Annotated in this window: 20 protein-coding genes; 9 read left to right on the top strand and 11 right to left on the bottom strand. The window is 67.5% G+C overall.

Annotated features, from left to right (window positions below):
• The first annotated feature begins 10 nt into the window (after positions 1–10).
• On the top strand, positions 11–2,884 hold the full coding sequence (gene gcvP / locus AC6CH2_RS12345) for an aminomethyl-transferring glycine dehydrogenase (RefSeq protein WP_498269473.1): 2,874 nt from the start codon (positions 11–13) through the stop codon (positions 2,882–2,884).
• A gap of 146 nt (positions 2,885–3,030) precedes the next feature.
• On the opposite strand, the gene AC6CH2_RS12340 is transcribed toward gcvP, so the two are convergent.
• Together AC6CH2_RS12340 and AC6CH2_RS12335 are read right to left on the bottom strand one after the other, a co-directional pair.
• Entirely contained in the window at positions 3,031–3,633 is a 603-nt protein-coding gene (locus tag AC6CH2_RS12340) for a DUF2846 domain-containing protein (RefSeq protein ID WP_498269472.1), read from the bottom strand.
• Positions 3,630–4,352, bottom strand: coding sequence for a hypothetical protein (locus AC6CH2_RS12335; RefSeq protein ID WP_498269471.1), 723 nt, complete (start codon positions 4,350–4,352; stop codon positions 3,630–3,632). Before AC6CH2_RS12335 ends, AC6CH2_RS12340 begins: the two co-directional genes overlap by 4 nt.
• Positions 4,353–4,892: 540 nt before the next feature.
• Here AC6CH2_RS12335 and AC6CH2_RS12330 point away from each other — a divergent pair.
• From AC6CH2_RS12330 to AC6CH2_RS12320, 3 genes are read left to right on the top strand one after another with little or no spacing between them, the layout of a single operon-like run.
• The gene (locus tag AC6CH2_RS12330; protein ID WP_498269470.1) at positions 4,893–6,152 is read left to right on the top strand and encodes a histidine kinase; all 1,260 of its coding nucleotides are present in this window, start codon (positions 4,893–4,895) and stop codon (positions 6,150–6,152) included.
• Positions 6,145–6,927 (top strand): LytR/AlgR family response regulator transcription factor, encoded by a 783-nt coding sequence (locus AC6CH2_RS12325; RefSeq protein ID WP_498269469.1) that lies wholly within the window; start codon positions 6,145–6,147, stop codon positions 6,925–6,927. The genes AC6CH2_RS12330 and AC6CH2_RS12325 overlap by 8 nt, the downstream gene beginning before the upstream one ends.
• 27 nt (positions 6,928–6,954) lie before the next feature.
• Positions 6,955–7,350, top strand: coding sequence for a hypothetical protein (locus tag AC6CH2_RS12320; protein WP_498269468.1), 396 nt, complete (start codon positions 6,955–6,957; stop codon positions 7,348–7,350).
• 83 nt (positions 7,351–7,433) lie between these two features.
• Here AC6CH2_RS12320 and AC6CH2_RS12315 read toward each other — a convergent pair whose 3' ends face one another.
• Entirely contained in the window at positions 7,434–7,865 is a 432-nt protein-coding gene (locus AC6CH2_RS12315; RefSeq protein WP_498269467.1) for a GFA family protein, read from the bottom strand.
• Between the two features lie 855 nt (positions 7,866–8,720).
• Between AC6CH2_RS12315 and AC6CH2_RS12310 the strand changes: the two genes are divergently transcribed.
• The gene (locus AC6CH2_RS12310) at positions 8,721–10,430 is read left to right on the top strand and encodes a LysM peptidoglycan-binding domain-containing protein (RefSeq protein ID WP_498269466.1); all 1,710 of its coding nucleotides are present in this window, start codon (positions 8,721–8,723) and stop codon (positions 10,428–10,430) included.
• Positions 10,431–10,535: 105 nt separating this feature from the next.
• On the opposite strand, the gene AC6CH2_RS12305 is transcribed toward AC6CH2_RS12310, so the two are convergent.
• From AC6CH2_RS12305 to AC6CH2_RS12290, 4 genes are all read right to left on the bottom strand, one after another.
• Entirely contained in the window at positions 10,536–10,985 is a 450-nt protein-coding gene (locus tag AC6CH2_RS12305) for a hypothetical protein (protein ID WP_498269465.1), read from the bottom strand.
• 233 nt (positions 10,986–11,218) lie between these two features.
• Positions 11,219–12,733, bottom strand: a complete 1,515-nt coding sequence (pdxR, locus tag AC6CH2_RS12300; RefSeq protein WP_498269464.1) for a MocR-like pyridoxine biosynthesis transcription factor PdxR — start codon at positions 12,731–12,733, stop codon at positions 11,219–11,221.
• Between the two features lie 10 nt (positions 12,734–12,743).
• Complete coding sequence (locus AC6CH2_RS12295; RefSeq protein ID WP_498269463.1) at positions 12,744–13,373, bottom strand: hypothetical protein; 630 nt, start codon at positions 13,371–13,373, stop codon at positions 12,744–12,746.
• A 110-nt stretch (positions 13,374–13,483) separates the two neighbouring features.
• The gene (locus tag AC6CH2_RS12290; RefSeq protein WP_498269462.1) at positions 13,484–14,161 is read right to left on the bottom strand and encodes a hypothetical protein; all 678 of its coding nucleotides are present in this window, start codon (positions 14,159–14,161) and stop codon (positions 13,484–13,486) included.
• 237 nt (positions 14,162–14,398) lie between these two features.
• On the opposite strand from AC6CH2_RS12290, the gene AC6CH2_RS12285 reads away from it, so the two are divergent.
• The 4 genes from AC6CH2_RS12285 to AC6CH2_RS12270 all read left to right on the top strand — a co-directional run bounded on the left by AC6CH2_RS12285 (position 14,399) and on the right by AC6CH2_RS12270 (position 17,129).
• On the top strand, positions 14,399–14,998 hold the full coding sequence (locus tag AC6CH2_RS12285; RefSeq protein ID WP_498269461.1) for a hypothetical protein: 600 nt from the start codon (positions 14,399–14,401) through the stop codon (positions 14,996–14,998).
• 141 nt (positions 14,999–15,139) lie between these two features.
• Entirely contained in the window at positions 15,140–15,931 is a 792-nt protein-coding gene (locus AC6CH2_RS12280) for an AraC family transcriptional regulator (RefSeq protein WP_498269460.1), read from the top strand.
• 50 nt (positions 15,932–15,981) lie between these two features.
• Positions 15,982–16,458, top strand: coding sequence for a YciI family protein (locus AC6CH2_RS12275; RefSeq protein WP_498269459.1), 477 nt, complete (start codon positions 15,982–15,984; stop codon positions 16,456–16,458).
• Positions 16,459–16,616: 158 nt separating this feature from the next.
• Positions 16,617–17,129 (top strand): hypothetical protein, encoded by a 513-nt coding sequence (locus AC6CH2_RS12270; protein WP_498269458.1) that lies wholly within the window; start codon positions 16,617–16,619, stop codon positions 17,127–17,129.
• A 963-nt stretch (positions 17,130–18,092) separates the two neighbouring features.
• Here AC6CH2_RS12270 and AC6CH2_RS12265 read toward each other — a convergent pair.
• From AC6CH2_RS12265 to AC6CH2_RS12250, 4 genes are all read right to left on the bottom strand, one after another.
• Complete coding sequence (locus tag AC6CH2_RS12265) at positions 18,093–19,304, bottom strand: Tle-like phospholipase domain-containing protein (protein WP_498269457.1); 1,212 nt, start codon at positions 19,302–19,304, stop codon at positions 18,093–18,095.
• A 104-nt stretch (positions 19,305–19,408) separates the two neighbouring features.
• Positions 19,409–20,071 (bottom strand): ankyrin repeat domain-containing protein, encoded by a 663-nt coding sequence (locus tag AC6CH2_RS12260; protein ID WP_498269456.1) that lies wholly within the window; start codon positions 20,069–20,071, stop codon positions 19,409–19,411.
• 360 nt (positions 20,072–20,431) lie between these two features.
• Positions 20,432–21,286, bottom strand: coding sequence for an NAD(P)H-dependent oxidoreductase (locus tag AC6CH2_RS12255; protein ID WP_498269455.1), 855 nt, complete (start codon positions 21,284–21,286; stop codon positions 20,432–20,434).
• Positions 21,287–21,501: 215 nt separating this feature from the next.
• Positions 21,502–22,794 (bottom strand): adenylosuccinate synthase, encoded by a 1,293-nt coding sequence (locus AC6CH2_RS12250; RefSeq protein ID WP_031374330.1) that lies wholly within the window; start codon positions 22,792–22,794, stop codon positions 21,502–21,504.
• Positions 22,795–23,047 lie beyond the last annotated feature (253 nt).

Here is a 23,047-nt window from a genome sequence, read left to right as displayed (position 1 = left end):
CGCCCCTGCCATGAGCCCAGCCGCCAACAGCGCAACTTCCTTGCGCGATCTCGAGCACCACGACGCCTTCATCGAGCGCCACATCGGCCCCAACGACGCCGAGATCGGCCACATGTTGGAGCAGGTCGGCTACGACTCGCTCGAAGCCCTGACCGACGCCATCGTCCCCGGCTCGATCAAGTCGACCCAGCCGCTGGCCCTGCCGGCCGCGATCAGCGAGGTCGAGGCGCTGGCCAAGATCCGCGCTATCGCCACCAAGAACCAGGTGTTCCGCAGCTTCATCGGCCGCGGCTATTACGGCACCCACACCCCGAACGTGATCCTGCGCAACATCCTCGAGAACCCGGCCTGGTACACGGCCTATACGCCGTACCAGGCGGAAATCTCGCAGGGCCGCATGGAGGCGCTGATCAACTTCCAGACCATGGTCGCCGACCTGACCGGAATGGAGATCGCCAATGCCTCGCTGCTCGACGAAGGCACCGCCGCCGCCGAAGCGATGACCCTGGCCAAGCGTTCGGCCAAGTCCAAGTCGGACACCTTCTTCGTCTCCAGGAACATCCACCCGCAGACCCTGGAAGTGCTGCGCACCCGCGCCGAACCGCTGGCGATCGAGCTGCATGTCGGCGACGACGCCGAGGCGGCCACGGTCGACGCCTTCGGCGTGCTGCTGCAATACCCCGATACCTTCGGCGCGATCAAGGACTACCAGGGCGTAGCCGACGCCGTGCACGCGCGCGGCGGCATCGTCGCGGTCGCCAGCGACCTGCTCGCGCTGACCCTGCTCAAGGCGCCGGGCGAATGGGGCGCCGACATCGTCGTCGGCAACACCCAGCGCTTCGGCGTGCCGTTCGGCTTCGGCGGTCCGCACGCCGGCTTCATGGCCTGCCGCGACGCCTACAAGCGCTCGATGCCGGGCCGCCTGATCGGCGTGTCGGTCGACACCGGCGGCAAGCCCGCCTACCGCCTGACCCTGCAGACCCGCGAGCAGCACATCCGCCGCGAGAAGGCGACCAGCAACATCTGCACCGCGCAGGTGCTGCTGGCGGTGATGGCGAGCATGTACGCCGTCTACCACGGCCCCGACGGCCTGACCCGCATCGCTCGCCGCGTCCACCGCCAGGCCGCGATCCTCGCCACCGCGCTCGGCAAGGCCGGCATCGCCGTCGGCAGCGGCTTCTTCGATACCCTGCACGTCACCGGCGTCGACGCGAACGCGATCCACGCCAAGGCGCGCGCGGCCAACATCAACCTGCGCGAGATCGATGCCGGCAGCCTCAGCATCAGCCTCGACGAAACCGTGACCCGCGACGAGCTGGCCGCCATCGCCGGCGCGTTCGGCGTGCAACTGGACATCGACGCGCTCGACCGCGAAGCCGTCGACGCGATCCCGGCCGCGCTGGCCCGCACCTCCTCGTTCCTGCAGCACCCGGTATTCAACACCCACCACAGCGAACACGAACTGCTGCGCTACATGCGCTCGCTGGCCGACAAGGACCTGGCGATGGATCGCACCATGATCCCGCTGGGTTCGTGCACGATGAAGCTCAACGCCACCGCCGAGATGATCCCGGTGACCTGGCCCGAGTTCGGCAACATCCACCCGCTCGCCCCGTCCGACCAGACCACCGGCTACACCCAGCTGATCGAAGAACTCGAAGCGATGCTGGTCGAGTGCACCGGCTACGACGCGGTCAGCCTGCAGCCGAACTCCGGCGCCCAGGGCGAATATGCCGGCCTGCTGGCGATCCGCGCCTATCACCGCTCGCGCGGCGAAGGCCATCGCGACATCTGCCTGATCCCCGACTCCGCCCACGGCACCAACCCGGCCTCGGCGCAGATGTGCGGCATGACCGTGGTGGTGACCAAGACCGACAGCAACGGCAACGTCGACGTCGACGACATCCGCCGCGCCGCCGAGAAGTACAGCGACCGCCTGGCCGCGATCATGATGACCTACCCGTCCACGCACGGCGTGTTCGAGGAGGAAGTGGTCGAGATCTGCGAGATCATCCATAAGCACGGCGGCCAGGTGTACACCGACGGCGCCAACATGAACGCCCTGGTCGGCGTCGCCAAGCCCGGCAAGTGGGGCTCGGACGTCTCCCATCTCAACCTGCACAAGACCTTCTGCATCCCGCACGGCGGCGGCGGCCCCGGCGTCGGCCCCTGCGCGGTCAAGTCGCACCTCGCGCCGTTCCTGCCGAAGACCGTCGACGGCGAAGGCGTGGTGGGCATGGTCAGCGCGGCGAGCTTCGGCTCGGCGAGCATCCTGCCGATCTCGTGGATGTACGTCACCCTGATGGGCACCGCCGGCCTGCGCAAGGCCACCCAGGTCGCGCTGCTCAACGCCAACTACATCGCCAAGCGCCTCGCCCCGCACTACGAAACGCTGTACACCGGCCGCAACGGCCTGGTCGCGCACGAATGCATCCTCGACCTGCGCCCGATCAAGGACGCCACCGGCATCAGCGCCGAGGACGTCGCCAAGCGCCTGATCGACTTCGGCTTCCACGCCCCGACCCTGAGCTTCCCGGTCGCCGGCACGCTGATGGTCGAGCCGACCGAGAGCGAATCGCAGCACGAGCTGGACCGCTTCATCGACGCGATGATCCAGATCCGCGACGAAATCCGCGCGGTCGAGGACGGCCGCCTGGACCGCGAGGACAACCCGCTCAAGCACGCCCCGCACACCGCCTCGCAGGTCACCGCGAGCGAATGGACCCGTGCCTATCCGCGCGAACTGGCCGCGTTCCCGCTGCCGAGCCTGCGCCTGCAGAAGTACTGGCCGCCGGTGTCGCGCGTCGACAACGTCTACGGCGACAAGAACGTCATGTGCGCCTGCATCCCGATCGACGCCTACAAGGAAGAAGTCGAGGCCTGAGCCCCGGCTGGTTGCATCTAAGCGACAAGAAAGGCCCCGCGAATGCGGGGCCTTTTTTCAGAGCTGTTGTGGCTGGTGTTTCGGCTTGTTTCGGCTGATATCGAGGCCGGGCTGCGGCGGCGCGATGCGTTCGCCGCGCCTTGCGCTTACTTCGCCAACTTGAGCTTGCCGGCGACTTCGTCGAATTCGGCGACCGTCGAAGGCGACAGGTTCGGACGCCCGGCCAGGATGCCGATCGTGATCGTGCCCTTCACGTAATAGGTTTCGCCGGCTTCGACTTCCATGTTGAGGATGTCCTTGGCTTCCGAGTGCACGGTGTACTCGTGCGCGCCCGGTTCGACCGCGACCACGAAGTACTTGCCGCTGCGCAGCTTGCCCAGCTCGACCGCGCCTTCGCGCACCTTGTAGCCCACCGCACCGCCGACGAACTTGGGCGGGCGGAAGAACACGATCTGACCCTTGCCGGCCGGCGGTGCCGCGATCAGGCCGCTGCCGGCGGCAGCCGGCTTCGCGCTGGCCGTCGCGGTCGCGGTTGCCGGAGCTGCGGTCGCCGCCGCGCCGGCTTCTACCGCGGGTGCGGTACCGGCGTCGTTCTTGGCCTCCGCCGAAACGCTCGCCTCGGCACTCGGGACCTGCTTGGCCGGGTCGGAAGGCGTCTTGCCGTTCCAGGCCAGGGAACCGCCGGCGGCGAAGGCCGACACCGGCAGCGACAGAGCGATCAACAACACACGCGACGACATCGACTTCATTGGACAGCTTCCCCAGCTTGGGTGGTGACGGGTGGTTCGGTAGCGGCAACGGGTGCCGGGCCTTGGGCAGGCGCCGCAGAAGACGGGAGGTCGACGTCCTGTGCGATGCGCGCCTGCGCCTGGGTATGGGGAGGGATCTGGATCTCGCCGCCGCGCATGAACATCGCGAACACCCCGACCGCGATCGACAAGCCGATCACCTGGCCCGACTTGTCGACGCCGGCGGCGCCGACGCGAAAGCTGCGCAAGGGGATCTGCCGGCCATCGGCATCGAGGTAGCGCGCGGCGAGCAACAACTCGCCCGGCTTGCCGCCGCTGCGCGAGCGCTCGGCATGGACCACTTCGCCGACGCCGGTGGTGCCGGCGGGCAGTACGAGTGCGCCGTCGACGCTCAACGCCTGCGCGAGTCGCAGCCCGAACTTGTCGCCGCGTTTCAATGTGGCCGAGCTCAGCGGTTGCAGGGTTTCGAGCAGCAGCTCGGTGCCGGCGAGGAGGCGGCGCGCATCGGGGCCGCCGCTGGCCACGGACGGCAGCGCCGATGCCGGTGCGGATGCGGATGCGGATGCGGGAGCAGGCTCGGACACCAGCGTCGCCGCAGGTGCCGTTGCGGCCGCAGGTGCTGGTGTTGTTGGCGTTGGAATTGGTGCGGACAGCGTACTCGGCGCTTCGGCGGCGGCCGGCAACGGCTGCGCCTGATGCATCGCCAGCACGGCGATCAACGCGGTAGACATCGAAAACATGAAGGCGGCCCCCAACCGTCCTTGTCGAGCGTCACGCTATCGGAACACCGAAGCTTTGCCAAGCAGATTTCTCGTCCGGAGCGCCGATTCACCGCAAGTCACATTGAGGCGAGAGCGGAGGCACATCGTCCATCGATCGGGCCGCCGGAGAAGCTAAGGACGCGAGTGATCTTTGTCGCGCGGTTCCGCGCCCCGCTCCTGCCATCACTCCAATCCCTTTTCCGCTTGCGGGAGAGGTTGGGGGAAGGCGACGCCCGCGAGCGATCCCACCGGCGGAAAGTGATCGCAGGCCGGATGAGGACAAGGCGAGCGACGCCGCCCTCCCTTCTTCTTCCCGCAGGCGGAGAGGGCTCGTCGCCTCGCAGACCGTGGACGACCCGGGACCGATCAGCGCGCCGGCGCTTCGTTCCCTTCCCGACCGGTTTCGTCGCCGCCTTCCCCGGCTTCGTCGCGCCCCCTCTTCCGCCCGGCCGGCGGACGACTATGCTGCATCGCAACCTAGAACCTTTCGGACTCGCAGTGATCAGGAGCTTCTTTTTCATCCTCCGCCTCGCCGTCGCCTGGTTCGGCGTGTTCCTGCTGATCGCGCTGCTGTCCTCGGCCACGCCAGGACTGGAGCACCAGGATGTGGCGCCGCTATTCATCATCGGCGCGCTGGTCGTGGCCTATGTCGTCACCAACGCCTTCTCGCACCTGCGCCGGGTGCGCCTGATCGCCGGACAGGTCGGCCGCGACACCCTCGCCAACCGCCACCGCCGCCAGATCGAGGTGCCGTTCGAGGCGGGCGAGGTGTTCGACCTGCTCGATGCCGCGATCCGCGAGCTCCCGCGGGTCGAGGACATCGAAAGCGCGCGCGACAGCCTGCAGGTCAGCGCCAAGGTGCAGCGCCCCAACCTCTACGGCCGCAGCCGCACCGACCGCCATGGCGTGGTGCGCAACCACGGCCGCTGGACCCGCAACCAGATCCTGGCCACGGTCACGCCGGGCGAAGACAGCGGCAGCATCACCCTGATCTGCGAACCCGAGACCGGAGCCTGGAGCGACTGGTTCCGGGTCGACGGCGGCACCAATCTGGAGAACGCCGAAGCGATCGTGCGCGCGATCACCCGCCGCATCGCCGAACGCCGCCGCACCGAACGCGTCAGCACCACCCGCACGGTCACCGAAAAAGAACTCGCCGTGGCCAAGCTGAGCTTGCTGCATGCCCAGGTCGAGCCGCATTTCCTCTACAACACCCTCGCCAGCGCCCAGTACCTGACCCGCAACGACCCGCCGCGCGCCGACCTCATGCTCGGCCACCTGATCGATTTCCTGCGCCGTTCGTTGCCGCGCACCGAGGACGGGCAGTCCACCCTCGGCGACGAACTCGACCGCTCCCGCGCCTATCTGGAAATCCTCAAACTGCGGATGGGCGCGCGGCTGGCGCTGCAAATCGACGTACCCGAGGAACTGCGCGCGATTCCGCTGCCGCCGATGATGCTGCAGACCCTGGTCGAGAACGCCATCAAGCACGGCCTGGAACCCAAGCCCGGCGGCGGCACCGTGTGGATCCTCGCGCGCCGCAACGATCAGCGCGTCGCCATCACCGTCGCCGACGACGGCGAAGGCTTCAATTCCACCAACGCCGGTACCGGCATCGGCCTGCGCAACGTGCGCGAACGCCTGCAACTGGTGTACGGAGGCGAGGCGCAACTCGCGGTCGTCGCCAACTTCCCCAATGGCGTCGCCGCGACGATCAGCGTGCCGCTGATCGCGCGTGAGGAATCCTCGTATGCATGAGCTTCCCCCTTCCACCGCCCTGGTCGCCGAAGACGAGGCTCTGCTGCGCCAGGCGCTGATCGACTCCCTGCGCGGCGCCTGGCCGCAGTTGCGGATCGTCGCCGAATGCGAAGACGGCGCCGAGGCGCTCGAAGCCCTGGCCGAGCATCGGCCCGACATCGCCTTCCTCGACATCCGCATGCCCGGGCTGACCGGCATCGATGTCGCCACCGCCGCCGCCGAGGTCAGCCCGCGAACCCAGATCGTGTTCGTCACCGCCTACGACCAGTACGCGATCGATGCCTTCGAACAGGGCGCGATCGACTACCTGCTCAAGCCGGTCACGCCCGAACGTCTCGCCGTCACCGTGCAGCGGCTGCAGCGACGCAGCGCCGCCACCCGGACCGGCGCCGATGCGCTGTCCGAACTTGCCCGGCAGTTGGCGAGCAACGCGCCCAGGCGCGGCGCGCCGCCGCTGACCTGGATCACCGCGAGCACCGGCCGCGAAACCCGCCTGATCCTGGTCGACGACATCGCCTACTTCCGCGCCGACAACAAATACACCACGGTCGTGACCGCAGAGGGCGAAGCCCTGTTGCGCAAACCTATTCGCGAGCTTCTCGACGTGCTCGACGCGAACATGTTCAAGCAGATCCACCGTTCGACCATCGTCAATCTCAAGGCGATCGCATCGATCGTCCGCGACGACAGCGGCAAGGGCAGCGTGCGCCTGCGCAACCGCCCGGAAACCCTGACCGTCAGCCAGCCCTTCATGACCTTGTTCCGCACGATGTAACGCGGCAACCCACTATTCAGGTGACCTATGCGCAACTTCACCGCTTTGCTGTACTACCTGTTCGCCTTGCTCGGCTGCGATATCGGTGCGACCACCATCGTCCACCGCGCCAGCGCCGACGGCGTCGACATCATCGATAGCGAGGTACGCGTCACCGACCGCATCGCGAGGTTCGAATGCCTGGCCAGCCGGAGCGGGCAATGCCACTACGCCCTGTTCCACGACGACTGCCTCGCGGCGGCGGGCGCGGGCCAGCCGCCGGACACGAACGCCGAGCCCTGCGCCAGCCGGGCTTTCGAACGCTTCGCGATGGCCGCCGGCACCGACAAGGAAGTGATCGGCCTGGAACCGGGATTCAAGCTGTGCGTCAGCGCCGAGGATCAGGCGATGACGGCCGACTGCAAGCGCGTCAACTCTCGGTAAGCCCCGCGACACGAACGCCGTCCGGTCATCCGGGCCTCGTCGTCGTCGGGAAGATGACGCCGAAGCCGGCCCCGAGCGCAGGCTCAATCGCCGCCCTCGACGAACTCGACCTCGGCGATCCAGTTGCGCTGCCGCCGCGCCAGGCGCACCGCTTCGGTTTCGTCGTCGAGCGTCGACGGCGACCGCCGCAGCAAGGCCCCGCCGACTTCCTCGAAAGTGTTGACGTTGACCACCGCATACAGCCTCCCGTCGATGCGGCTGGTCACCACCGGCACCACCCCGCATCGCGTGCAGACATGGAAATCCGCGGTTTGCGTACCGAAGTCGTAGCGCGACACCCGTGCGGGCTCGGCGACCCGCACCCGCAGCGCACCCGTCGGACACGAAGTCCACACGCCCCCGTGCTTGCTGCAGAACGTGCAAGTACAGGCGCGCGCCGGAATCTCGCTTGGCTCCGGCTGCCAGTCGAGATCGAAAGCGATATTGCCGCAGTGGCAGGCTCCGTGAATCAGCATGGCGGTCTCGGTGGGCAGGGTAACGGGCAGGACGTAATCTTGATCTTGCTGTCGTCGAAGCGGTTGCGGTTGCGACTTTGTGCTTGTGTTGTTGCTGTTGCTGTGCGCGGGTTCGCATTGGCGAAGGCCATAGTAGACCCGGACGGCGGCCTGCAGGGATGCGGGCCGTTTTTCATCGGGACAGGGAGGTCCCGTATGTAGATCACTGCGTCGGCACCGATCGTGCGGGCCCTTGATTCAAAACAAAGCAACTTCTTTGGTCGCTTTTCTTTTGTTGCTTTAGACGAAAGAAAGTAACCCGCCGCTTCAGTGGCGGAGGCTTTGGGCTTGATCTTGATCCGGATCTTGATCTTTCTCGATCCATACGCCGCAAGAACGTCGCAGCGATGTCGCGGCTTGCGCCGCTCCTACCCCGGCGAAAGCCCGCCGCTTCGTTGGACAATATCGGCCACGACACCCTGCGCGTCCCGCGGTCGCGACTGACGTCGCTCCTACAAAGGCGAGACCCTCGCCAACGCAATGCCGAAAATCCATCCCTGTAGGAGCGACGTAAGCCGCGACCAAGAGACGCAGCGGCTTCTATGTCGACCCGAATTCAAACCCGGCGATCTGGGTGCGCGACCACGCCAGAGCCTATCGTCACTGCAACTGCAAAACCAAGGAAGCCAACGGCGAGTCGGGAACGGCGTCAACATCAACGCCCAGGCAGGCCTTGACGGGCCATCCATCCCCTCAAACCGCGAATTGGTCCACTCGTGCACAAATTTCGTCCCAAACTGGGGTCGTCCCTAGTCGCCCCCGGGCCGGCGCGACGGTAAAGTCGCGACCATCCTCACAGTTGCGTCCAAGCCATTCATGACCGGTGTCTACGCCACCCAGGGCCCCTCGCCCACCCTGCCCCAACCGCAGAACCATCCCCAGACTCACACCGTCGTCAACGACCAGAGCGTGATCGAGATCGCCGCGCTCTACGGCATCACCCCACAGGCGCTGCGCCAGGCCAATCCGGAGCTGTTCCAGGACAAGGAACGGCGGATGGAGGCCAGCATGACCGGCAAGAGCGACCCGATCTTCCACGGCGACGAGCTCAAGATCCCCGCGGCGACGATGAGCGTCACCGAGGAAACCATCGTCACCGATTTCGACCCGACCCATCCGACCGCGTCCAGCGAGTACGGCGTGGAGGTCAGCGACGGCAGCCAGCGCGGCGGCATTTCCTGGAGCCCCGGCAACGGCAGCGTCAAGCTGACCCAGGGCAGCACCGTGCCCGCCCCCGGCGGCATCGAGATGCGCCAGGACTCGGAGATCGAGGTCAAGCAGCAGAACAAGGACGGCAAGACCGAATTCGAGGTCACCGCGGTGTTTTCGGTGTCCGGCGCAGCCGGCGGCGGCAACACGAACGCCGACGTAGAGGGCAGCGCGGGCGCCGGTCATCGCCTGCGCTACAAGGTCGTGCTGCCGGGCGAGAATCAGAACCCGCAGACCGCCGCGAAGATCAATCCCTTCGACCCGACCACGATCCCGGTCGGCGCCACGGTGACGCTGGATTCGCAGAACTTCACCCAGACCCAGTTCGCGGGCGCGTTCCAGAAACTGTTCGACGACGCCTTCCCGAAAGGCCCGCGCCTGGGCATAACCGTCGACGGCGAGAACAAGGTCGCCACCGGTTCGGCCTACAGCGTCACCCGCACCAGCGAGACCGGCGTGCGCGTCGACATCGGTGCGCTGCAGGCGATCGAACAGAAGAGCAGCGTGCTGCCCTCGATCAATGTCGGCCCGCTCAGCTTCGACCTCGGCCCCGGCATTCAGGCCAACAAGGGCCATTCGGTGTTGCGCACGGCCGAATTCGACCTGTCCAAGCCCGACGGCCAGGCCGCCTATGCCCATTTCACCGCCACCGGCGAAGTCGCCGCCCAGAACGACGGCGTCGGCAACGTCGCCACGCTGGAGCGTTACAACTTCTCCAACCAGCTGCGCTTGAATGGCGAAGCCGCCTTCGAGCAGGGCGACACCATGGCGCGCGCCTACGCCTCGTTCGGCGGCCCGCAAACCACCTACGGCTACGTCAAGACCAGCTACCCCGACGGCTCCTACAGCTACACCATCACCCCGCCGATGGCCGGCAACGGCAACCCGCCGTTGCAGGTGGTGTGCCATTACGACGCCCAGGGCAACGAAATCACCTCCGAGCGCACCTACGAATACAACCTCAAGGTGCCTACCGACGCCGACGCCAAAACCTGGAACTACATGCTGACCGGCGACATCAAGGGCAACGGCCCGGTGCAGGTCGGCAAGGAGGCCAAGGTGACCTTCACCGAAGCGCAGATGCAAGCCTTGATGAAGCAGACCGACGCCACCGCGCGCGCCGAGGGCACCCTGCCCGGCAACAGCGCCGAGCGACTCGGCGAGTACAAGGACCCGTTCCAGTTCGGCATGACCCTGGGCCGCATCCTCGATTCCGACCCGCATCGGTTGACGATGGACCTGTTCTTCGTTTCCGACGGCGCCGACGGCAGCATCGCCAACACCGACCGCGCCCGGATCGACATGACCATCGAGTAAGCCGCGTCGCTCGGCGCTCGACAGCGAAAGGCCCCGCCGATGCGGGGCCTTTCTTCGTCTACTTCTGCGATCGACCGGCCAGAGCGGGCTGGTCAGAGCGGCCGATCAATTATCCGGGTCGTTCGCGAGCCAGCTGATGATCATGCTGCCGTGGTATAGCGCCATGAAGTCGCCCTGATCGGTGATGTACCAGGCCATGCCCGGATACGATGTGCCGATATAGCCGCCGCGGCTGGTCCACAGGATCGCGTCGTCGGAGATGCGCAGGACATTGAATACGGCGAAGGGCTCGAAGACGGTCTTGTAGCCGCCGCTGCCGGAGGTCTGGCTGTTCCACAAGGGGCGCGAATCGGCGACGCGGTAGAACACCAGATTGCCGTCGCGCTGCATGGTCAGCCGGTACTTCAGGTTGTTGGAATAGATCGACTCCCCGATCCACAGGGTCGTACCCTCGGGGATCTGCTTGTACGCGGACTGGGCCGCTGCCGATTGCGACACCGCCAACAGCAGGCACAAGGCCAGCATATGCACGAAACCTGCGGCCAACTTCTTCATCGATACGCTCCACTCCATTGGGGAGGCTCGACTTCAGCGAAGCCGGCGCGCACGATCAAGCGCGCGAGCCACGAATCGGGTGCATGCAGGTGCCAATCGTGACCGGTTCGGGTTCGCATTCGTGATCGGCGATGACCACGAACGAGGCGGTACGATCCCCCATCGCGGGCCTGCCGGATGGGACTTTCCGCGAGGCCGTCGCGCGCGCCTGTTGCGGTCGGCCGGCACGGCGATCAAGTGCGCAAACCAGCATCCCTGACGGCAAGGCCGGCAATGGCTTTGCGTACGATCTCCAGGCCGGAGCGGGTCGCCGCGCGCGAGGCGCCGGCAAACCCGAACACCAGGCCGCCGCGGTCGCTCGCACCGTACTTCGACAGGGGATGCACGACCACGCCGGCGCGCGCGCATTCGGCCGCGACCGCGCGATCGTCGATCGTCAGGCCCGGCTTGAACACGGCGGCGACGTGCATGCCGGCGGTGGCCGGGCCGAAATCGAGTACCTCGGCCAATGCACGGGCCTGTTCGAGGAAATCCAGGCGGCGCTCGTCGTAGATCGCGCGGGTCTTGCGCAGGTGGCGGGCCAGATGGCCCTCGTGGATGAACGCCGCCAGGACCCCCTGAAGCAACAAGGCGGTGTGGCCGTCGGCGACGTGTTTGGCGTCGACGAAGGGCGCCACCAAGGGTTCCGGCACGATGGCGTAGGCGATGCGCAGCGCCGGAAACAGGATCTTGTTGAAGCTGCCGACGTAGATGACGCGCTCGCCCTCGTCCATGCCCTGCAGCGAGGCGATCGGCCGCCCTTCATAGCGGTAGTCGCCGTCGTAATCGTCCTCGACGACGTAGGCGTCGTGTTGCCGGGTCCAATCGAGCAAGGCCTGGCGTCGCTCCATCGACATCTCGCAACCCATCGGGTATTGATGCGCAGGCGTGACATAGGCCAGGCGCGCATCCGGCGCCGACCTGCGGCCCTCGGCGACGTCGAGGCCCTGCGCGTCGACCGGCACCGGCACCACTTGCAGGCCGGCCGCACGCAGGCAGTGCTGCACCGGCTGGTAGCCCGGCGTCTCCACCCAGGCGCGGTCGCCCGGATCGGCCAGCACTTTTCCGGCGAGTTCCACCGCCTGCTGGGTGCTGGTGACCACGATCACCTGTTCGGGCGAACAACGCGTCGCGCGCATCGCCGAGGCATGCGCGGCGATGGCTTCGCGCAGGGCCGGCAAGCCGTTGCTGGCGCCGTACGCCCAGTAGGCGGTGCCGGCCCGGCTCGCTTCGCGTTGCAACAGGCGGTTCCACACCGCGCGCGGAAACAGGTCGATCGGGGGCAAGGACGGCGTGAACGCAATCGCCGACGCCGGCTGGTAATGGCCGGGGTAACTCCGCAATGCATTCGCCCGGCTAGACAATCGACGCTCGCCCTCGCCGGCCGCGGCCAGCGCGGTGCGCTTGGGCGCAAGCGGGCGGGTATCGCGTTCGGGCAGGCTTGGGGCGACGAAACTGCCGGCGCCGCGACGGCGCACGATATAGCCGTCCGCGACCAACTGCCCCAAGGCCCAGTCGACGGTGTTGCGGGCGACCCCGAGGTCGTGGGCGAGCACGCGGCTCGACGGCAGGCGCGCATTCGGCGCCAGCGCGCCGCTGACGATGGCGCTGCGGATGCGCTCGCAGATCCGCGCGTACGCGGGCTGGCCCTGTCCCGTTTCGAGACCGGTGACGTCGACGGAGAACACCGAACCGGCATGCTTGGCCATGCCGCGAATACTAGCCCTTGATGCGCGTGTGCTCCATCGTCCAGTTGGTTTCCCACTGGCGGCCGCCGTCCTGCGAGAACGCCTGCTCCCAATGCGCGGCATCCGGGCCCAGGCGCTTCCAGCGGAAGCGGACCTTGACCGGGCGCCCCTCATCGCTGTCGTCGCCGAAGAATTCGCCGTCGTCGCCGATGAAACCGCCGACCACCGGCGGGAACAAACGGCCGCTGCTGCTGTTGATCCAGTACAGGTACCAGCGCCGTTCGGCGAGATTGAACACGCGCACGGTCATGCCGGACCAACCCTTGGTCGGGAACACGCCGTCGTCGATGTTCACCACCCCGCCGAGCCGGCTTTCGCAGTGAAGCGTGGCCGGAAACTCGTCCCATTCGTCGCTGCCGACCCAACGCTGTTTCAGCCGCCGGTTGGCGAAGCGCCAACGGCCGACGAAGAAATCGAAATCGTGAATGTCGCCGGAGGGAATGACGATGCCGCGATCGCTCATGCCGCTCGTAGTGGGCACGGCATTCGCGGAGGGCGGCGCATCGCCGGCGGTCGCGCTCGGCGCCAGGCCCAGCGCGGTGGCGCCGGCGATGGCATCGATGAGGAGGCGCCGGCGCGAGGTCGAAGTCGGTCTGTGCATGCGAACCTGCTCGTGGACGGAAGGCCTGTCCAGCGTCGCGCGCGCCCCGTCCGCACCGGAAGCGCCATTTTGCCGCCGGCGCCTGGGCCATCGCCGCGGGCGGCGGTATCTCAGCGGGTCGCGGCGTCGAGCGCGGCGCGCCGGCGCTCCAGGGTTTCGGCCAGAGCCGGGTCGATATCGCCGCGATAGCTGTGCAGAAAGCGGCGCAAGGCCTCGCGGTATTCGCCGACGAATTGCGGGTTGCGCGGGCTCAGCGCCCATTGCGCGGCGGCTTGGTCGAGCGCGGCCCGGGCTTCGGCCAGACGCTGGCGTTTTCCGAACGCGGAACGCTCGGCCACGATCGCGATGTTGCGTTCGAAACCCGGGACATAACGCACGACGAAGCGCTCGCCTTGCGGAGGCACGGCGAAGCTCTCGCCGAGCGGATACAGGCTCGCGGTCAGGGTGTCGAAGCCGATCTTGAGGTCGCGGCCGTCGGCGGTCTTCAACACCGCGGTGTAGTTCAAGATCGGCTGCTCGTTGAAACTGGCATGGGCCGGCGCGCTGCCCACGATCACCGCGGAGCCCTCGCTGCCGTAGGCTTCGAGAAAACTCGTGTTGGCCAGGCGGCCGACGAAAATATTGGCGAACGCCGCCAGCCAGCCGACGAAGCACCACCACAGCCAGCGGTCGCTGCCGGTCCATTTGTACAAGGCCACCGCCGGAAGGTTGCACAGGCCGAGGATCAGCGGGAACGACCAGTACGGATGCTGGCTCAGGAAATACAGTACGGCGGACAGAGTGGCCAAGCGGCGGGATTCCTCCGGGCGGACGCGGCGCGCTCGAGGCGCCTGGACGGTCGCGGGCGCGCCGACCTTAGCGCCGAACGTATGACAGGCGCGCCCGCGCCGGTCAGGCCGGCCGGCGGCAACGGCGCGCGCGGTGGCCTCGCGCCGGGCGCCAGAATGGCTCTTGCTGGCCCGCCGGGGCCATCGCATTGTGCGGTCATCGCTCGCAGTCCGAGCCGTCCCGCCGCCGAGCCCACCATGACCGCCGCCTTCTTTCGCATCGCCCTGTTGGCCACCAGCTTCGGCGTCCTGTCCATGTACGGTGTCAGCGCCGCCGAGCCCGCGGCGGCGAATCCGGTTGCCGGCGCTGCGGCGCCGGACGGACAGCACGACTTCGACTGGGAGATCGGCGCCTGGAAAAGCCACGTATCGAGACGCCTGCGTCCGCTCAGCGGCAGCGACGACTGGACCGAGCTCGAAGGCACAACCGTGGTGCGCCCTGTGTTCGACGGCCGCGCCAATCTCGCCGAACTCGACATCGCCGGCCCCTCGGGGCGCATCCAGGGCCTCTCCTTGCGTCTGTACGAGCCGCAGACGCGGCAGTGGAGCATCAACTACGCCAACCTGCGCTCGGGCACGCTGACCGCGCCGATCGCCGGCGCGTTCAAGAACGGACGCGGCGAATTTTTCGGGCACGACAGCTTCGACGGGCGGCCGATCCGGGTCCGCTTCGTCATCGAGTGCGCGACGCGCGATGTCTGCCGCTTCGAGCAGGCCTTCTCCGCCGACGACGGCAAGAGCTGGGAACTGAACTGGATCGCCACCGATACCCGCATCGCCGGTCCGGCGTCCGACTGAACCCGGGGATCCGTTGCAGGGCCGTTGTCGGCGTTCGCCCGCTGCAGTAGCGGGCCCCTGCAGTAACGTGCCCCCTGCAGTAGCATGGCGGTACCGAAGCCGCGGACGCGCCGCCGGCTGGGATTGCCGACGGCACAACGCATGACCCGTACCCCGCACCGCCCCATGCACTGGTTCCAGCAAGCGCCGTGCCCGGCTCTGCGGCCATTCGTCGGTCGTTTCATGGTGGTGGAATTCGCCGTCGACCACGCCGATACGCATCTGCCGGACACCGGCAGCGTCGCCGCGTTCAGCTTTCGCGGTCGTTGCCGTATCGACGCAGAGCGCTGGGTGCCGCAAGCGGCGTTCACCGGTTTTCGCGACACCTTGCGCGCGCACGAGCATCGCGCCGGGCATTCGGTGCTGCTCGCCGCCTTCACCCCGGTCGGCGCGGCCGCGTTTCTGCGGCCCTCGCAGGAGGAGTTCAGCGGGGCCACGACCGACCTGAGCGAAGTGCTGGATCGCGCCGACGAACTCGAACGCCTGCAGCAGCGGCTCGCCGGTGCGCCCGATCACCGGCAGCGCGTCGCACAGTTGGAAAGCTTTTTGTTGGCCCGCTTGCGCTACAGCGCACCCGACGGCGTGGTGACGGCTGCAGTGGACTGGCTCGAACACGATCCTGGCGCACGCCGCATCGATGCCCTCGTGCGGCATATCGGCCTGAGCCAGAGCGCGCTCGAGCGGCGTTTCCGCCGAGTGATCGGGGTAACGCCGAAGAAGTTCGCCTCGCTGCTGAGGTTGCGGCATGCGCTGCGTCTGCAGGCGAGCGGCCTGGACCTGACCGAAGTGGCGCTGGCGTCCGGATATTACGACCAGGCCCATTTCAACCACGATTTTCGCCGCGCGACCGGCAGCGCGCCGGCCGCGTTCTTCGCCGCGCGCCCAGCGGCCTGAGCGCCGATTTTTTACAAGCCGGCGCAGCGGCCTTGCGGCAGGATGCGCGCATGGCATCGCACGCACTGCCCGCATCGCCCACACGCACCGCACTGGCGCTCGCCGCGCTGTGGCTCGCGCTCGCCCTGTCGGCATCGGCGACCACCCCACCCTCCAGCGACTCCTCCATGACCGCCATGAATCATTTCGTCGTCCTGTTCCGTCGGGAGCGCGGGCCTTTGTCCGAAGCCGAACAAGCCAGCCTCGGCCGGGATATCGGCGCCTGGGCGCGCCGGCACGACGAAGCCGGGCACCGACTCGCCCCGCGCATCCTCGCCCCCGAAAGCCGCCATGCCGGGCCGCAATGCGAAGCCGTCCTCGCCGCGCCGCTGCCGATCACTGCACTGCTGTTCCTGGAAGCGCGCGACCTGGACGAAGCGGCCCGCGTGGCCGAGTCTCATCCTGGCAGGCGCTACGGCTTCAGCGTCGAGGTGCGCGCCTGGTCGGTGCCGAGTCCCGCGCCGGTGCCGGCCGACGCGACGCCGTAAGCGCGACGCAGCTAGGTCTGCAGTCGCGGGCGGCCTGACGCGGATCGTCTTAATTCTGCAACACGACTGCCACACACTGCCGCAGGTCCGGTTTCGCGAAAGCGGGCCCGGGCATTGAAGCGGCCGATCGACGGCCCGCAACGACCGAGACCAGAACGATGGCGAGACCCTTGATCCGCGGCCTGTGCCTGACCATGGCCCTGCTGCTCGCCCCGTCGAGCGTCCTGGCGCAGTCGGGCTATATCGACATCGAGCAACGCCTCAGCGCGCAGCAGATCAGCGAGGTCGGCCTGTCGCCCGCGCAGTTGCAACTGCTCAACCGGATGCTGCGCGAAGCCGCCGAGCGGGACCCCGCTCCGGCCGTCGCCGCGGCCTCCGCCGCGCCCACGGCCTCGGAGGCTTCGGACACCGGCAAGCGCAGCGCCGTGCAGTACATCGGCCTGGACGACCAGCCGATCAAGAGCCGCCTCAAGGGCGAAGTGGCGGGTTGGGAGCCCGGCACCGTGTTCGAGCTCGACAACGGCCAGCAATGGAAAGTGCTCAAGGGCAGCATGAAGCTGCGCAAGCCGCTGTTCGCGCCCGAGATTCTGGTCGTCCCCGGCGTCGCCGGCCGGTGGTTTCTGCAGGTCGACGAGGATATGCCGAAGGCGCGGGTGTATCGGATCGACTGACGGCCTACGCCGTTTCGGTCGCGCCGCGCGCCCTCTCCTGTAGGAGCGAGGTAAGTCGCGACCGCGACCTCTCGATCTCGCGCCGATGCCCGCCGCAGCCCGTCAGGGTAGGAGCGGCGCAAGCCGCGACATCGATGTGGCGGTCTTGCGGCGCACGCTGCAAAAAAGATCCGGATCAAGATCAAGATCAAACCAAAGCTTCCGCCACTAAAGCGGCGGGTTACTTTCTTTTGTCTAAAGCAACAAAAGAAAGGTAACCAAAGAAGTTGCTTCTCTTTGGGCCACAGACCCGCGCGTTCGACGCATCCGCGGGGATTTTTCATACGGGACCTCCCTGTCCCGATGAAAAACGGCGCGCATCCCTGCGCGCCGCCCTCCGGGTCTTCGATGGCCTTCGCTAGTGCGAAGCGGCGCACGGCCACAGCCAAAATCAAAATCAAAAGAGATCGGATTGCGACGTCGCCATCCCCTGTAGGAGCGGCGTGAGCCGCGACCGCGGACGCGCAGTATCAGCAAGGCCGACGTCGCCCATCGACGCAGCCTGCTTTCGCGGGGTAGGAGCGGCGCAAGCCGCGACCGCGAATCTGCGGCTGCCGGCGCGGACGATCGGGATTGCGTGGTCGCGGCTTGCGCCGCTCCTACCCAAGAGCCCCCCCAATCCGTCAAACGTTGCCGTTGCCTTGATTTTGACTTGCTGCTTTACCGGTCAAATGCGGTCGCGGCTTGCGCCGGTCCTACCCTGGCGAGAGCACACCGCTTCGGCGAATGATGACGGCTCGTTATCTCTACCCGTCCCTTGGTCGCGGCTTACGCTGCTCCTTCACGGAACCTGCGGCCACAGGCGCCGCAAGAGCCACGCGGTCCCGAACTGGCCGGTACCCGAAGACCCCAAGAAACACCTACCGCAGACAGACGACAGGCGGCCCGAGGCCGCCGTTCGCCGAAAACCGATCAGGACTGAGCTCAGCTCATCACGGCGCGGCGCGCCTCGGTCTGCACGGGCGCTTCGGTCTGCGCGACCTGGGCCACGACAGGCTGTTCGGCCGGCTGCGACAAGGCGCGCGATTGGTCGAGGAATACGCGGCGGTTGCTCGGGTCGTCGAGCCCGCCCTGGACCACGAAGAAGCCTGTGCCGTTGTTGCTCGCCACCACGTGATCGATCCGGTCCATGCCGTGCGCGCGCGCATCCGATGCGGCATGGGTCGCGGCGTTGCGATACCCCTGCTCGCCCTGGAAATCCAGGGTGCGGCTGTCGAGGCCCTGCAGCCCGCGCAAGGCCTGGCCGTACAAGGCGTGGTTCGGGTGCTCCGGATGCGCCGGCGACGTGGCCGGCTGGGCATCGCGCCCCGAACGCAGCGGCGTAACCGCAGCGGTGCCCTGCGGATACAGGCTCGGCGAGGCCATCTCCTGCGCCTTGATCACCGCATCGATGTAATGCACGTCGATGCCGTGCTTGATGCCGTTGCCCGGGATCATCCGCCGCCAGAACGATTGCGGGTCGGGATCGGGCAGTTCGATCTTGTGGCCGACCGCGTCCGGCATCGCCCACTTCAAGGGAATGCTGTGCTCCTGCAGATCGGTCAGGATTTCGTTCTCGACCGCGTAGCGGCGGACCTGGCCAGTGCTGGCGACCTCGTCCTTGGCGCGGTCGGCATCGATGCCGATGCGTTCGAGGGTCTTGTCGTGCACGCCGGAGGAGTTGAAGGTCACCGCCGGGATACCGCTGCTGATCGACGCCGCGCCGGCGAGACCGCCGCCGAGCGAATGGCCGGTGATGACGACCTGGTCGCCGAACGCGACGCGCGCTTCGCGCGCCAGCGCGATGGCCTGGTTGTACTGAGCGTCTTCGAGCCCCACGCCCTGGCGCAGATTGGTCAGCCAGTCTTTGCCCTCGTCGGTGCCGGAATAGGCGATGACGTAATGCCCCTCGTCGTCGCCGTAGATGCGCGCCAGGAAGCCGCTGTCGTCGTTCTTCAGCGTCGACGGGTCGATGCCGGCGTCGCGCAGCTGTTCGGCGTTCAACGGCCTGAAGCCGTCGGTGCCGGGACCTTCGTCGTACAGGTCGGCCATCAACCGCGCCAAGGTCTTGTCGATCGGCTTGGCGGCCTGGCCTCGGACTTGCTCGGCAAACGACGGTTCACCGCCGCTGGCGGGACGCGTGGACTGCTCGCTCATGATTCGATCTCCCTGAAATCCCTGGAATCCTTGAAATCCCTAAGTTCCGATTGCGGCGCGGCGGCGATCACTCCCCGGCCGGCGCGCTCGCACTGCGGCAACGCTCAGCCGCCGCTTTCGACCGCGACGCCATGCTCGCGCAACCAAGCCACCAGCGCTTCGCGATCCTGGCGGGTCTGCGCGTTCAACAAGCCCGGCGGGGTCATGAAGAGATAGCGCTGGAAGGTCACGTTCTGGCGATTGCGCGCGTCGGCGTCGGCGCCGGCCTGGAGCAATTCCAGCGCGCGATTGGGCTGGTTGATCTTGCCGGCGACGTGCAGGGCGGTATTGCCCAGGCGGTCGGCGTGGTTTGGGTCGGCGCCGGCTTCGAGCAGAAGACGGAACTGCGCCGAGCGTTCGCCCATCAAGGCCGCGCTGAGCGGAGCCGAGCCGTTTTCGCCATGCGGCGTGTCCGGCGCCGCGCCGTGCGCGAGCAGTACTTCCAGATAAGCCGGATCGTTGGCCATCGCGGCCATGTGCACGACGGTGCCGCCGTCGATGCCGGGTTCGGCCGGATCGGCGCCGGCTTCGAGCAACGCCTTCAGGCCGTCGAGACTTTGGTTGAGCACCGCCCATTCGAGCAGGGTGACGTTCTTGTCGCCGTGCGAGCGCAGGTCCACGCCCGCGGCCAAGCGCCGGATGTCGGCGCTGTCGCCGGCGGCGACCGCCTCGGCCAGTTCGACCACGGCCGGATCGGCGAACACCTCGTGAATATCGACTACTGCCATCTTGCACTCCTCCTGAGCACTGCTTACCCCAAGGCCCGCGGCGTGGCGGGACGTCGAACGACGCGCGCGGAACGTATCCCCTACCGTAGCGTCTAGCGACATACGGTGTCGTACCGTGGCGGGCCCAGCCTAGCAAGAACCGCCGGAGCCCGCAGCCGGGGCGGACCGCGGTCACAAAACCCGGCCGGCCGCACGCGCAGGACGATCCTGGCATTCCGGTATGCCGCCGGCATGACAAAGCCCGGCGGCGGTCGCGGCCGTCGTGGCCAATACGGCCGGCCGAAACGTCCGCGGCTCGGCGCAAGGCCCGATCGGCGCGAACAGGCCCCGGCGCCGGCCTGTCCGGATGCGCCCCGCGGCTCAGACTGCGGCGCGGCGGCGATCGAGGTGCAGCGCGAAGCCGCGGGTACCCACCGGTTCCAGCCCGGGTTTCAAGGTCATCGCGGGCACTTCGTAGTCGCCGGCGTTCTGCTTGCGATACGGAATCGGCGCTTGGGTCCACAGGCCATCCATGCGCTCGCGCAGCTGCGCCTGGGCGACGGCGAATCGTTCGGCATCGAGGCTGTCGCTGCGGTAGACCACGAACGGCGGCAGCACGTCGAAGCCCGGGTAATACAGCACGCCGTGGTTGATCGGAAACAGCAGGTCGTCGATGTCGCCGTTGATGCCGCGCGGGCCGTAGTGATCGGCCCAACCCCCGGCGGTGACCGACAGCATCGCGCGCTTGCCGGCGAACTGGCCTTCGCCGTAACGGTCGCCCCAGCGCGTGTCGGAATGCTCGCCGACGCCGTAGGCGAAACCATAGGCATAGACGCGGTCGATCCAGCCCTTGAGGATCGCCGGCATGGCGAACCACCACAGCGGAAACTGCAGGATCAGCGCATCGGCCCAGCGCAGTTTCTCCTGCTCGCGCAGCACGTCCTCGGTCAACGCATTCGATGCGAACGCGCGCTTGGAACTGAGCGCTACGACGAGGCGTTCGCGCGGGTCGTGTCCGGGAAAATCGCCGGCGTCGACGGTCGCCTTCCAGCCTTGCGCATACAGGTCGGTGACCTGCACCTCGTGCCCGTTCGCGAGCAGATGCTCTCGCATCGTGTCCTTGAGCGATCCGCTCAACGAGGCCGGTTCGGGATGGGCGTAGACGATCAGCACCCGCTTGGGGCGCTGCGATTCGGGCGTGAGAGTCGATGGTGCTTGCGGCGGGTGCGTGGACATGGGCTGCGGCCTCTGTATGGGAGATGGCTTAACTTAGCCAATCCCATCGTTCCGCAGTGAGGCATTTTCATCGACGCTGCGCGTCGCATCAGGCACCAATCGAACGGGACCGAACCAGGCTCGCACCGGCGGGCCGTCCACGAAAAAGCCCCGCTTTCGCGGGGCTTCGTCGTTCATCCCATGGCGGGCGGATCGGCGAGGGCGTACGCCCGGGATCAGGCCCAGGGATCGCGCAACACCATGGTGTGAGCGCGGTCCGGGCCGGTCGAGACGATCGCCAACTGGCAACCGGCCAGTTCTTCCAGCGCGCGCAGGTAGGCGCGGGCCGCAGCCGGCAGCTTGTCCCACTCGGTGATGCCGTGGGTGTTCTCTTCCCAACCCGGGAACTCCAGGTACACCGGCGTGCACTCGTCCCAGCCGGCGGCGTCGAGCGGCGCGTACTCGGTGCGCTTGCCGCGGTATTCGTAGGCGATGCAGATCTTCAAGGTCTTCATGCCGTCGAGCACGTCGAGCTTGGTGATGCACAGGCCGGTGATGCCGTTGATCGCCACCGCACGCTTCAGCGCGACGATGTCGATCCAGCCGCAGCGGCGCGGACGGCCGGTGGTAGCGCCGTATTCCTGGCCGCGGTCGCGGATGCCCTGGCCGACTTCGTCGTCGAGCTCGGTCGGGAACGGGCCGCCGCCGACGCGGGTCGCGTAGGCCTTGGCGATGCCGAGCACGTAGTCGATCGAGTCCGCGCCGACGCCGGTGCCGGCAAGCGCGCCGCCGACGGTGGTGTTGGACGAGGTGACGTAGGGATAGGTGCCGTGGTCGATGTCGAGCAGCGAGCCCTGCGCGCCTTCGAACAGCACGCGCTTGCCCTGCTTGCGCAGGTCGTGAAGGATGCCGGCGACGTCGGACTTCATCGGCTCGACGTACTCGCCGAAGGCCAGCGCCTCGTCCAGGGTCTGCTGGTAGTCGACCGCGTCGACGCCCAGGTACTTGGTCAGGACGAAGTTGTGATAGTCCAGCGCGGTGCGCAGCTGCTCGGCGAGCTGGGTCGGGTAATGCAGGTCGGCCACGCGGATGCCGCGGCGCGCCACCTTGTCTTCGTAGGCCGGGCCGATGCCGCGGCCGGTGGTGCCGATGGCCTTGCCGCCGGCGGCCTTCTCGCGGGCCTGATCCAGGGCGATGTGGTACGGCATGATCAGCGGCGTGGCCGGGCTGATCTTGAGGCGCGAACGCACTTCCACGCCGGTCTCCTCGAGCTCGCCGATTTCCTTGCGCAGCGCGGCCGGGCTCAGCACCACGCCGTTGCCGATCAGGCAGAGCGCGTCGTCGCGCAGGATGCCCGACGGGATCAGATGGAGGACGGTCTTCTTGCCGCCGATGACGAGGGTGTGGCCGGCGTTGTGGCCGCCCTGGAACCGCACGACGGCGCCGATCTGCTCGGTCAGCAGGTCGACGATTTTGCCCTTGCCTTCATCGCCCCATTGGGCACCGAGAACGACGACTGACTGACCCATGACCTGGTAACTCCTGCGCTTGCTGTGAAGGCGGCATTGGCCGCGAGGCGACCGTTCCGGCCCAGTCGCAGCCGATGCCGCGCCACAGGGCCATGAACGGAAAAAAGCCGGCGGGGATGTCCCCGGCCGGCTTTTGTGCATTATCCGGGTTTCGATAGGCCAAGGCCACCCCAAATCGGTCCGGATCGGCCGATTGGGAGAAATCGGCCGGATTCGTTCATGCACCGCTCCTGCCCCGACCCCGCCGAGCGGC

Source organism: Lysobacter sp. GQ73 (assembly GCF_059758755.1).
This window is presented reverse-complemented; position numbering and strand designations above follow the sequence as displayed.

What these genes read in the sequence shown, in the direction of transcription:
- AC6CH2_RS12310 (WP_498269466.1), top strand. Translation starts at nt 8,721, where the DNA reads ATGACCGGTGTCTACGCCACCCAGGGCCCCTCGCCCACCCTGCCCCAA.
- AC6CH2_RS12285 (WP_498269461.1), top strand. Translation starts at nt 14,399, where the DNA reads ATGACCGCCGCCTTCTTTCGCATCGCCCTGTTGGCCACCAGCTTCGGC.
- pdxR (WP_498269464.1), bottom strand. Translation starts at nt 12,733, where the DNA reads ATGGCCAAGCATGCCGGTTCGGTGTTCTCCGTCGACGTCACCGGTCTC.
- AC6CH2_RS12340 (WP_498269472.1), bottom strand. Translation starts at nt 3,633, where the DNA reads ATGAAGTCGATGTCGTCGCGTGTGTTGTTGATCGCTCTGTCGCTGCCG.
- AC6CH2_RS12250 (WP_031374330.1), bottom strand. Translation starts at nt 22,794, where the DNA reads ATGGGTCAGTCAGTCGTCGTTCTCGGTGCCCAATGGGGCGATGAAGGC.
- AC6CH2_RS12295 (WP_498269463.1), bottom strand. Translation starts at nt 13,373, where the DNA reads ATGCACAGACCGACTTCGACCTCGCGCCGGCGCCTCCTCATCGATGCC.
- AC6CH2_RS12255 (WP_498269455.1), bottom strand. Translation starts at nt 21,286, where the DNA reads ATGTCCACGCACCCGCCGCAAGCACCATCGACTCTCACGCCCGAATCG.
- AC6CH2_RS12260 (WP_498269456.1), bottom strand. Translation starts at nt 20,071, where the DNA reads ATGGCAGTAGTCGATATTCACGAGGTGTTCGCCGATCCGGCCGTGGTC.
- AC6CH2_RS12320 (WP_498269468.1), top strand. Translation starts at nt 6,955, where the DNA reads ATGCGCAACTTCACCGCTTTGCTGTACTACCTGTTCGCCTTGCTCGGC.
- AC6CH2_RS12325 (WP_498269469.1), top strand. Translation starts at nt 6,145, where the DNA reads ATGCATGAGCTTCCCCCTTCCACCGCCCTGGTCGCCGAAGACGAGGCT.
- gcvP (WP_498269473.1), top strand. Translation starts at nt 11, where the DNA reads ATGAGCCCAGCCGCCAACAGCGCAACTTCCTTGCGCGATCTCGAGCAC.
- AC6CH2_RS12275 (WP_498269459.1), top strand. Translation starts at nt 15,982, where the DNA reads ATGGCATCGCACGCACTGCCCGCATCGCCCACACGCACCGCACTGGCG.
- AC6CH2_RS12315 (WP_498269467.1), bottom strand. Translation starts at nt 7,865, where the DNA reads ATGCTGATTCACGGAGCCTGCCACTGCGGCAATATCGCTTTCGATCTC.
- AC6CH2_RS12265 (WP_498269457.1), bottom strand. Translation starts at nt 19,304, where the DNA reads ATGAGCGAGCAGTCCACGCGTCCCGCCAGCGGCGGTGAACCGTCGTTT.
- AC6CH2_RS12270 (WP_498269458.1), top strand. Translation starts at nt 16,617, where the DNA reads ATGGCGAGACCCTTGATCCGCGGCCTGTGCCTGACCATGGCCCTGCTG.
- AC6CH2_RS12305 (WP_498269465.1), bottom strand. Translation starts at nt 10,985, where the DNA reads ATGAAGAAGTTGGCCGCAGGTTTCGTGCATATGCTGGCCTTGTGCCTG.
- AC6CH2_RS12280 (WP_498269460.1), top strand. Translation starts at nt 15,140, where the DNA reads ATGACCCGTACCCCGCACCGCCCCATGCACTGGTTCCAGCAAGCGCCG.